6 protein-coding genes and 2 pseudogenes are annotated in these 9,955 nt (G+C 70.8%); 7 read left to right on the top strand and 1 reads right to left on the bottom strand.

Features of this window, described 5'->3' with window-relative positions; translation table 11 throughout:
* The 5 genes and pseudogenes from B351_RS17840 to B351_RS0114020 form a co-directional block, all read left to right on the top strand.
* Nucleotides 1-241: pseudogene (locus tag B351_RS17840) on the top strand (glutamine synthetase); the annotation flags it as partial.
* Nucleotides 242-265: 24 nt separating this feature from the next.
* A complete protein-coding gene (locus B351_RS0114035) occupies nucleotides 266-1,543 on the top strand; it encodes an FAD-binding oxidoreductase (protein ID WP_019399670.1) in 1,278 nt (425 codons plus the stop codon).
* A gap of 90 nt (nucleotides 1,544-1,633) precedes the next feature.
* The gene (locus B351_RS0114030; protein ID WP_039731690.1) at nucleotides 1,634-2,923 is read left to right on the top strand and encodes a diguanylate cyclase; all 1,290 of its coding nucleotides are present in this window, start codon (nucleotides 1,634-1,636) and stop codon (nucleotides 2,921-2,923) included.
* 94 nt (nucleotides 2,924-3,017) lie between these two features.
* Nucleotides 3,018-3,480: pseudogene (locus tag B351_RS16900) on the top strand (bacteriohemerythrin).
* 70 nt (nucleotides 3,481-3,550) lie between these two features.
* Nucleotides 3,551-4,042 (top strand): bacteriohemerythrin, encoded by a 492-nt coding sequence (locus B351_RS0114020; RefSeq protein ID WP_019399667.1) that lies wholly within the window; start codon nucleotides 3,551-3,553, stop codon nucleotides 4,040-4,042.
* Nucleotides 4,043-4,078: 36 nt separating this feature from the next.
* Here B351_RS0114020 and B351_RS0114015 read toward each other — a convergent pair whose 3' ends face one another.
* Complete coding sequence (locus B351_RS0114015; protein ID WP_019399666.1) at nucleotides 4,079-5,341, bottom strand: MFS transporter; 1,263 nt, start codon at nucleotides 5,339-5,341, stop codon at nucleotides 4,079-4,081.
* Between the two features lie 232 nt (nucleotides 5,342-5,573).
* On the opposite strand from B351_RS0114015, the gene B351_RS0114010 reads away from it, so the two are divergent.
* Nucleotides 5,574-6,770 (top strand): efflux RND transporter periplasmic adaptor subunit, encoded by a 1,197-nt coding sequence (locus B351_RS0114010; RefSeq protein ID WP_050992234.1) that lies wholly within the window; start codon nucleotides 5,574-5,576, stop codon nucleotides 6,768-6,770.
* A gap of 79 nt (nucleotides 6,771-6,849) precedes the next feature.
* A partial coding sequence (locus tag B351_RS0114005; RefSeq protein ID WP_019399664.1) for an efflux RND transporter permease subunit occupies nucleotides 6,850-9,955 on the top strand: 3,106 nt, incomplete at its 3' end.

The raw sequence follows: 9,955 nt of genomic DNA, 5'->3' as shown, positions 1-9,955 counted from the left end.
CGGGCTGGAAACCCGCCAGGATCCGGGCCCGCCGGTGGTCGGCAACGCCTACGAGCAGTTCGAGGCCGGTCAGCCGCACTGGCGCCAGGCGATCGAGGACTTCCTCGCCAGCGGCTTCGCCGCCGACTGGTACGGCGAATCCTTCCGGCACGTCTACGGCCAGCAGAAGCGGCGCGAGATGCTGGATTTCAACACCCTGGTCAGCGACGTCGACTATGCCTGGTACCTGCGCACGGTCTGAGCCCATGCGCGCCCGGAGCCGCCGGTGAACGCGCCCTACCCGCCCAGCTGGTACGCCGCCAGCGCCGCACCCCTGCCGGAACAGCCGGCGCTGGAAGGCGTGGTCGAGGCCGATGTGTGCATCCTTGGCGCCGGCTACACCGGCCTGACCGCGGCGCTGGAGCTGGCCGAGGCCGGTTACAAGGTGGTGGTGGTCGACGCGCAGCGGGTCGGCTGGGGCGCCTCCGGGCGCAACGGCGGCCAGGCCATCGTTGGCTACGGCTGCGAGCAGTCCACCCTGGAGCGGTTGCTGGGCCCGGAGGAGGCGCGGCTGCTGTTCGACCTGTCGCGCGAGGCCATGGAGCGCCTGCGCGGGCGCATCGCCCGCCACGGCATCGCCTGCGACTGGCGCGACGGCCACGCCCACGTGCCGATCAAGCCGCGCCAGGAACGCGACCTGCGCGCCGGCCTGGTGGAGATGGCCGAGCGCTACGACTACCCGCTGGAGTGGTGGGACCGCGCCCGCCTGCGCCAGGAGCTGGCCAGCGACCGTTACCTCGGCGCGGTGTACGACCGCGCCTCCGGGCACCTGCACCCGCTGGAGTACTGCCTGGGCCTGGCCCGCGCCGCGCTGGCCGCCGGCGTGCGCATCTACGAGCGCTCGCCGGTGGTGCAGCTGGTGCAGGGCCCGAAGCCGGTGCTGCGCACCGCCCGCGGCGAGGCCCGCGGCGACTTCGCCGTGCTGTGCGGCAACGCCTGGCTGCGGGGCATCGCCCCGCAGCTGGAATCCCGGGTGATGCCGGTGGGCACCTACATCGCCGCCACCGCACCGCTGGGCGAGGACGGCGCGCGCGCCCTGATCCGCAACGACATGGCGGTGGCCGACGTGAACTGGGCGCTGGACTACTTCCGCCTGTCCCGCGACCACCGCCTGCTGTTCGGCGGGCGCGCCAGCTATTCCAGCTATCCGCCGCCGAACCTGCGCGGGGTGATGCGGCGGCGCATCCGCAAGGTGTTCCCGCAGCTGGCCGGGGTGCCGATCGAGTACCTGTGGGGCGGCTACGTGGACATCTCGCTCAACCGCGCCCCGCACTGGGGCCGGCTGGGCAGCAACGTGTACTTCGCCCAGGGCTTCTCCGGCCACGGCGTGGCCACCACCGGCCTGGCCGGGCGGCTGATCGCCGAGGCCATCGCCGGGCAGTCGCGGCGGCTGGACGCATTCGCGAAGATCCCGCACGCGCCCTTCCCCGGCGGCCGCCTGCTGCGCATGCCGCTGCTGGTGGCGGCCATGGCCTGGTACCGGCTGCGCGACGCGCTGTGGTAAGACCCGGGCCCGGGAAAAACGTGACGCACCTCTAAAGTCCGCCCCGGCCTGGCCGCTAAGCACTGGGACGAACCGTGCAATGGCCGGGGCATGCCCGCGATAGCGCCCAATCCGCCTTCGCCTTCGCTTCCACAGCGTGTCCTGCTGGTGGAGAACTCGCGTGCGTTCGTGCAGGCCGTGGCCCAGGCGATCGAACAGCAGCTGGAACTGCCGGTGACGGTGGCCTCGACCCTGGCCGAGGCCCGCGCCGCGCTGGCCGCCCACGACGACTGGTTCCTGGTGCTGACCGGCCTGGTCCTGGCCGATGGCGACCACGAGGCCGTGGTCGACTGCTTCCTCGGCCGCGAGCTGCCCACCGTCGTGGTCAGCGGCGTGTACGACGAGGAGCTGCGCGAGCGCCTGCTGCGCCGGCAGATCATCGACTTCGTGCTCAAGAACACCCCCGGCAGCCTGGACTACATCGTCTGGCTGGTGCAGCGGCTGGAGCGCAACCGCCGCATCTCGGCCCTGGTGGTGGACGACTCGCCCAGCGCCCGCGCCCATGCCGGCCTGCTGCTGGAGCTGTTTGGCTACCGCGTGGTGCAGGCGCCGGACGGCGACCGCGCCCTGGCCGCGGTCGAGGCCGACCAGAGCATCCGCCTGGCGATCGTCGACCAGGAGATGCCGGGCATGCAGGGCATCGAGCTGACCCGCCGCCTGCGCGCGCTGCGCGCACGCGACCGCATGGCGGTGATCGGCGTGTCCGGCCGCGACGACCCCGGCCTGGTCGCGCGCTTCCTCAAGAACGGCGCCAACGACTTCCTGCGCAAGCCGTACTCGCGCGAGGAGTTCTTCTGCCGGGTTTCGCAGAACGTGGACCAGCTGGAGCTCATCGGCAGCCTGCAGGACCTGGCCACCCGCGACTTCCTCACCGGCCTGCCCAACCGCCGCCACTTCCTCGACCACGCCGAGCGCCTGGTGCCGCGCATGCGCGACGTGCGCCAGCCGCTGGCGATGGTCATGCTCGACCTGGACCACTTCAAGCACGTCAACGACACCTGGGGCCACGAGACCGGAGACCGCGCCCTGCGCGCGGTGGCCTCGGCGATCTCCGCCCATGCCCGGCCGCAGGACCACATCGCCCGCTTCGGCGGCGAGGAGTTCTGCATGCTGCTGCCGGGCCTGGAAGGCCAGGCCCTGCACGACCACCTCGAGGACCTGCGGCTGCGGGTGGAGGACCTGCGCCTGCCGGTGGAGCACGGCGAGCTGCGCCTGTCGGTGAGCATCGGCGCCTGCAACGCGCGCATCGGCGACACCCTGCACAGCCTGCTGGCCGAGGCCGACCGCCGCCTGTACCTGGCCAAGGCCGGCGGCCGCAACCGGGTGGTCGACGCCGGCTGAGCCATCCGCGGCGGTTGATCAGGATCAAGGTCCGCCGCGCGCCCCTGCCCCTAGCCTTCGCCGGTCCATTCGGTCGCCTCAGGGGGGAGGCAGCATGGCCCGGACCATTACCTGGCAGGACGAACTCGACACCGGCATCGATGTCATCGACCAGCAGCACCGGCGCATCCTGGCGATGATCAACCAGCTGTCCGAACGCACGCCGCAGCGCGCCGGCGAGGTGCTCGCCGACCTGGTCGACTACGCGCAATCGCACTTCGCCTTCGAGGAAGAACTGATGGAGGCGGCCGGCTACCCGCTCGCCGACGCCCACCGCCGGGTGCACGAGCTGTTCGCGCGCAGGGTGGCGCCGCTACCAGGAGCGCCACCAGGCCGGCGAGGACGTGATCGCCGAGCTGCGCGACATGCTCTCGGTGTGGCTGTTCAACCACATCCGCAACGACGACAAGGCCTACGCCGGGCAGGTGCGGCGCTACCTGGACGAGTTCGCGCGCAGCCAGGCCGGCGGCGGCTGGATCGCCGCGGCGCTCAAGCGCCTGTTCGGCGGGGGCGCTTGATCGCGATCAAGGCCGGCCGCCGGCCGCGCCCATAGCCTGCGCCCACCATCCACAGAGAGTGCATGACCGCATGTCCCTGATGATCTGGCAGGACGACCTCGATACCGGCATCGAGGTGATCGACGATCAGCATCGCCGCATCGTGTCGATGATCAACCAGCTGCACCAGGCGCAGACCGGGGCCTCGTCCCTGGCCGTGGGCGAGGTGCTGGACGAACTGGTGGACTACACCCTCTCCCACTTCGCCTTCGAGGAGGAGCTGATGGAGGAAGCCGGCTACCCGTTCTGCGCCGCGCACAAGCGGGTGCACGAGGTGTTCACCAAGCGGGTGGCCGAGTACCGCATGCGCTTCCAGGCCGGCGAGGACGTGGTCGACGAGCTGAAGGGGATGCTCTCGCGCTGGCTGTTCAACCACATCCGCAACGACGACAAGGCCTACTCCGAGCAGGTGCGCCGGCACCTGAACCGCTTCGCCCGCGAGCACCAGGAAGGCGGCTGGCTGGCGCGGACCATGGGCCGGCTGTTCCACCGCCACGGCCACAGCAGCCACGCCCGCCACTGAGCCGGGCGCGCCGGCGCGCGGGCAGCGCCGGCGCGCTCAGTCCACCGGCTGGCGCGGCACCAGCAGCAGCGCCAGCAGGGTCAGCGCGGCCATGCCGGCCAGGTAGGCGCCGACCGCGCCGATGCCGTGGCTGGCAGCCAGCCGCGTGGCGATGTACGGGGCCGGCGACGCACCCAGGATCCCGGCCAGGTTGAACGCCAGCGAAGCGCCGGTGTAGCGCACCGGGGTCGGGAACATCTCGGCCAGGATGGTGCCGCAGGGACCGTAGGTCAGTCCCATCAGCCCCAGGCCCACGCACAGGAACAGCAACACCTGCCAGGCGCTGCCGGCCTCGAACAGCGGCTTGAACAGCAGGCCGAACAGGATGATGCCGACGGTGGCCAGGATCATCGCCCGGCGGCGGCCGAAGCGGTCGGCGTACACCGCCGACAGCGGGATGGTCGCGGCGAAGCACAGCACGCCGACCATCTGCAGCAGCAGGAACTGCTCGCGGTCGTAGCCCAGGCCGGCCGTGCCCCAGCTCAGCGCGAACACGGTCATCAGGTAGAACAGGACGAAGGTCGCCATCAGGGCCAGGGTGCCCACCACCAGGGTGCCGGGGTGGCGCAGCAGCACCGTGGCCATCGGCAGGCGCTCGCGCTCCTCGCGCTCCAGGGTCTTCCGGAACGCCGGGGTTTCGGTGATGCGCAGCCGTACCCACAGGCCCACCAGCACCAGCGCGGCGCTGGCCAGGAACGGCACGCGCCAGCCCCAGGCCATGAACTGGCCCTCGTCCAGGAAGTGCGCCAGCCCCAGGAACACCCCGGTCGAGCACAGGAAGCCCAGCGGCGCGCCCAGCTGCGGGAACATGCCGTACCAGGCACGCTTGCCCGGTGGCGCGTTCTCGGTGGCCAGCAGCACCGCCCCGCCCCATTCGCCGCCCAGGCCCAGGCCCTGGCCGAAGCGGCACAGCGCCAGCAACGCCGGCGCCAGCACCCCGACCTGGGCATAGGTCGGCAGCAGGCCGATCACCACGGTGGAGATGCCCATGGTCAGCAGCGCCGCCACCAGGGTCGCCTTGCGCCCGATGCGGTCGCCGTAGTGGCCGAACACCGCCGAGCCCAGCGGCCGCGCCAGGAAGGCCAGGGCGAAGGTCGCCAGCGACTGCAGGGTGGCCGCGGTCGGCTCCGAGGCCGGGAAGAACAGCTTCGGGAACACCAGCACCGCGGCGGTGGCGTAGATGTAGAAATCGAAGAACTCGATCGTCGTACCGATGAGGCTTGCGAACAGGATGCGGCGTGGCGAGGCGGGTGCACTCATCGGCAGTCTGCAAGGCATTGGAACGGGCGGCCGATTATGGCCCAGGATCCGGCCGGGCCCGGCAGCCGTTGCGCCGGCAACCGGCCTGCGGCCAGAATCGCGCTTTCCCTGCCGCCGTCGTCCCCCGCCGTGGCGCCGGCAATGCCGCATCTCATCGCAAGGACCGGGGCCGCCCGCGCGGCCGCCCCGTCGCGACCCGTCCCCCGTACGACCTGAAGCAATGGAACCCCACATGAGTGCCAGCAAGCCGCAACGCGCCGGGCGCCCGCCATCCACCGGCCGCCGCATGACCCTGATGCTGATCCTGTTCGTCGTCGTGTTCGGCGGCGTGTTCGGGCTGTGGTTCGCGTCGCAGCGCGCGCTCAACAGCTTCTTCGACAACATGCCGCAGCCGCCGGTGGAGGTCAGCACCTTCGAGGCGCGCGCCGAGACCTGGAGCGACACCGCCGAGGCGGTGGGCACCCTGGTCGCCGACAACGGCACCCAGGTCACCACCGAGGCCGGCGGCGTGGTCCAGCGCATCGCCTTCGAGTCCGGCCAGCGGGTGCGCAAGGGCGACCTGCTGGTGCAGCTGAACACCGCCAACGAGCTGGCCCAGCTCAACGCACTGGAGGCGGCCGCCGAGCTGGCCGCCACCCAGCGCGACCGCTGGCGCGAGCTGGGGGCGCAGAAGCTGGTGTCGCAGGCCGAGGTCGACGAGCGCGTCTCCGACGCCGCCCAGACCCACGCCCAGGCCGAGGCGCAGCGCGCCCTGATCGCGCAGAAGACCATCCGCGCGCCGTTCGACGGGGTGCTGGGCATCCGCCGGATCAACCTGGGCCAGTACCTGAACCCGGGCGACCCGATCGTGGCCCTGCAGGCGCTGGACCCGATCCACGTCGACTTCACCCTGCCCGAGCAGCGCCTGAACCAGGTGGTGGTCGGCAGCAAGGTGCAGGTGAGCGTGGATGCCCTGCCCGAGCAGGCGTTCGAGGCCGAGATCACCGCGGTGGAGCCGGCTGTGGAGACCAACACCCGCAACTTCGGCGTGCGCGCCACCCTGGCCAACCCGGACGGGGTGCTGCGCCCGGGTACCTTCGCCCGGGTGCGCTTCGACCTCGGCCAGCCGCGCCAGGTCGTGGTGGTGCCGCAGACCGCGGTCAGCTTCAACCCGTACGGCAACTCGGTCTACGTGCTGGTCGATGCCCCGGACGAGGTGAAGAACGCCGAGGTCCAGGAAGGCCAGCAGGCACCGCAGCACGTGGTCAGGCAGCGCTTCGTGACCACCGGCCCGACCCGCGGCGACCTGGTCGGCATCACCGACGGCCTCGAGCCCGGCGAGGTGGTGGTCAGCAGCGGCCTGCTGCGCCTGCGCAACGACGCCCCGGTGCTCATCAACAACACGGTGACCCCGCAGGCCGACCCCGACCCGCGTCCCGAGAACCGCTGACCGGCGGCAACGCCGCCGCTCCCGGCCGCCCGCGCGGCGCCCACCACCCCGGCCGCCCCCGCGGCCGGAGGAGGACACGATGAAATTCACCGACATCTTCATAAACAAGCCGGTCCTGGCCCTGGTCGTCAGCCTGTTCATCCTGCTGCTGGGCCTGCGCTCGTTCTCCGAGCTCAACGTGCGCCAGTACCCGGAACTGCAGAACGCGGTGGTCACCGTCAGCACCGCCTACTACGGCGCCGACGCGGACCTGATGCAGGGCTTCATCACCACCCCGCTGGAACGCGAGGTGGCCTCGGCCGAGGGCATCGACTACCTGACCTCGACCAGCGCCGCCGGCATCTCCACCATCCAGGCCTACATCCGCCTGGACCACGACGCCAACGAGGCGCTCACCCAGATCGCGGCCAAGGTCAACAAGCTGCGCAGCCAGCTGCCGGCCGAGTCCGAGGATCCGGTGATCGACCTGCAACAGGGCCAGCAGATCGCGGCGATGTACGTCTCCTTCGCCAGCGACCGGCTCGACAACAACCAGATCACCGACTACCTGGTGCGCGCGGTGGAGCCGCGCATCGCCACCATCCCCGGCGTGCAGCGCGCCGAGATCCTCGGCGCGGGCACCTTCGCCATGCGCGTGTGGCTCAAGCCCGACCGCATGACCGCGCTGCGGGTCACCGCCAGCGACGTGCACCAGGCGCTGCAGGCCAATAACGTGCTCTCCGCGCTGGGCTCGACCAAGGGCCAGATGGTCGCCGTGGACCTGACCGCGCGCACCGACCTGCGCAGCCCGGAGGAGTTCCGCCGGCTGATCGTGCGGGAGGAGAACGGCGCGATCGTGCGCCTGGGCGACGTGGCCGACGTGGAACTGGGCTCGGAGAGCTACGGCACCTCGGTGCAGATCAACGGCGACGCCGCCACCTTCATGGGCATCTTCGTCTCCCCGGACGCCAACTCCCTGGACGTGATCGAGGAAGTGCGCCGGGTGTGGGACGAGGAGATCGTGCCGCAGCTGCCGGAGGGCATCGAGGCGTCCATCCCGTACGACAGCACCGAGGCGATCGAGGACGCGATCAACGAGGTGGTGCGCACGATCATCGAGGCGGTGGTCATCGTGATCGTGGTGATCTTCCTGTTCCTCGGCTCGCTGCGCAGCGTGCTGGTGCCGGCGGTGACCGTGCCGCTGTCGCTGGTCGGCGTGATGTTCCTGATGCTGCTGCTCGGCTACACCATCAACCTGCTGACCCTGCTGGCGATGGTGCTGGCGATCGGCATCGTGGTGGACGACGCGATCATCGTGCTGGAGAACATCCACCGCCACATCGAGGAGGGCATGAGCCCGCACGACGCGGCGATCAAGGGCGCGCGCGAGCTGGCCTGGCCGGTGGTGGCGATGACCACCACCCTGGTGGCGGTGTACCTGCCGATCGGCTTCCAGGGTGGCCTGACCGGCGTGCTGTTCACCGAGTTCGCCTTCACCCTGGCCGGCTCGGTCCTGCTTTCGGGCGTGATCGCCCTGACCCTGTCGCCGATGATGTGCGCGCGCATCCTCAAGCCGCACGCGAACGGCGCCGGCAAGGGCCGCCTGGAGGGCTGGCTGGACGCGCGCTTCGAGAAGCTGCGCAGCGGCTACCAGCGGCGCCTGCACGGCGCGCTGGAGACGCGCAGCGTGATCGCGGTGTTCGGCCTGCTGGTGCTGGTGTCCTGCGGGCTGCTGTACTGGACCGCGCCCAAGGAGCCGGCGCCGCTGGAGGACGAGGGCTTCATCTTCGCCATCGGCAGCGCCGACGCCTACACCACCCTGGACTACGTCGAGCGCTACACCGCGCAGATCAACGCGATGGCCGCGGAGATCCCCGAGGTCAACGACTTCTTCCTGTTCAACGGCGGCTTCGGCGGGGGCGGCGGCGCCAGCAACAGCGCCATGGCCGGCTTCGTGCTCAAGCCATGGAGCGAGCGCGAGCGCTCGACCAACCAGGTGCTGCAGCAGGAGCTGCAGCCGAAGCTGGCCCAGGTCACCGGCCTGAACACCTTCGCCCTGGTCCCGCCCTCGCTGCCCACCGCCGGCGGCGACGGCGGCGGCGAGTTCCTGGTGCTGGGCATCGGCTCGCTGCAGCAGCTCAACGAGCTGTCGGACGCGATCCTGCAGAAGGCGATGGAAAGCCGCCGCTTCATCTTCCTGGACAAGGACCTGAAGATCGACAAGCCACGGGTCGAGGTGCAGATCGACCGCGAGAAGGCGGCCTCGCTGGGCATCGACATGCGCACCCTGGCCGCGGACATGGCCGCCATGCTGTCCGGTGGCTACACCAACCGCTTCGCCATGGAGAACCGCTCGTACCGCGTCATCCCGCAGGTGCGCCGCAGCGACCGCCTCAACGCCGACCAGCTGCGCAACTACTACACCCGCACCCGCGACGGCGAGCTGGTGCCGCTGTCGACCCTGGTCACGCTGAAGGAGACCGCGCAGCCGCAGACGCTCAAGCGCTTCCAGCAGCTCAACGCGGTGGCGATCACCTTCGCCCCGCGCCCGGGCGTGTCCAAGGGCGAGGCGCTGCGGGTGCTGGAGGAGGCGGCGGCCGAGGTGCTGCCGCAGGGCTACAGCGTCGACTACGCCGGCGAGTCGCGCCAGTACAAGCAGGAGGGCGCGACCATGCTGGTCACCCTCGGCTTCGCCCTGGTGGCGATCTTCCTGGTGCTGGCCGCGCAGTTCGAGAGCTTCCGCGACGCGCTGATCATGCTGGTGACCGTGCCGATGGCGATCTCCGGCGCGCTGCTGGTGCTCAACTTCCTGGCCCTGGTGGCCGGCGCGCTGCAGATCGCCGGGATCGAGGCATTCCCGGGCATGAGCATCAACATCTACACCCAGGTTGGCCTGGTCACCCTGGTCGGCGTGATCTCCAAGCACGGCATCCTGATCGTGGAGTTCGCCAACAAGCTGCAGCTGCAAGGCCTGTCCAGGCGCGAGGCGATCGAGCAGGCCGCCGGCATCCGCCTGCGCCCGGTGCTGATGACCACCGCGGCGCTGGTGTTCGCGATGATCCCGCTGCTGCTCGCCAAGGGTCCCGGCGCCGCCGCGCGTTTCTCGCTGGGCATGGTGATCGCCTCGGGCATGACCATCGGCACCGCGTTCACCCTGTTCGTGCTGCCGGCGTTCTACCTGTACCTGGCGCGCGACCACAGCCATG

Origin of the sequence: Pseudoxanthomonas sp. GW2 (assembly GCF_000283075.1) — a bacterium.
Taxonomy (GTDB): domain Bacteria; phylum Pseudomonadota; class Gammaproteobacteria; order Xanthomonadales; family Xanthomonadaceae; genus Pseudoxanthomonas.
This window is presented reverse-complemented; position numbering and strand designations above follow the sequence as displayed.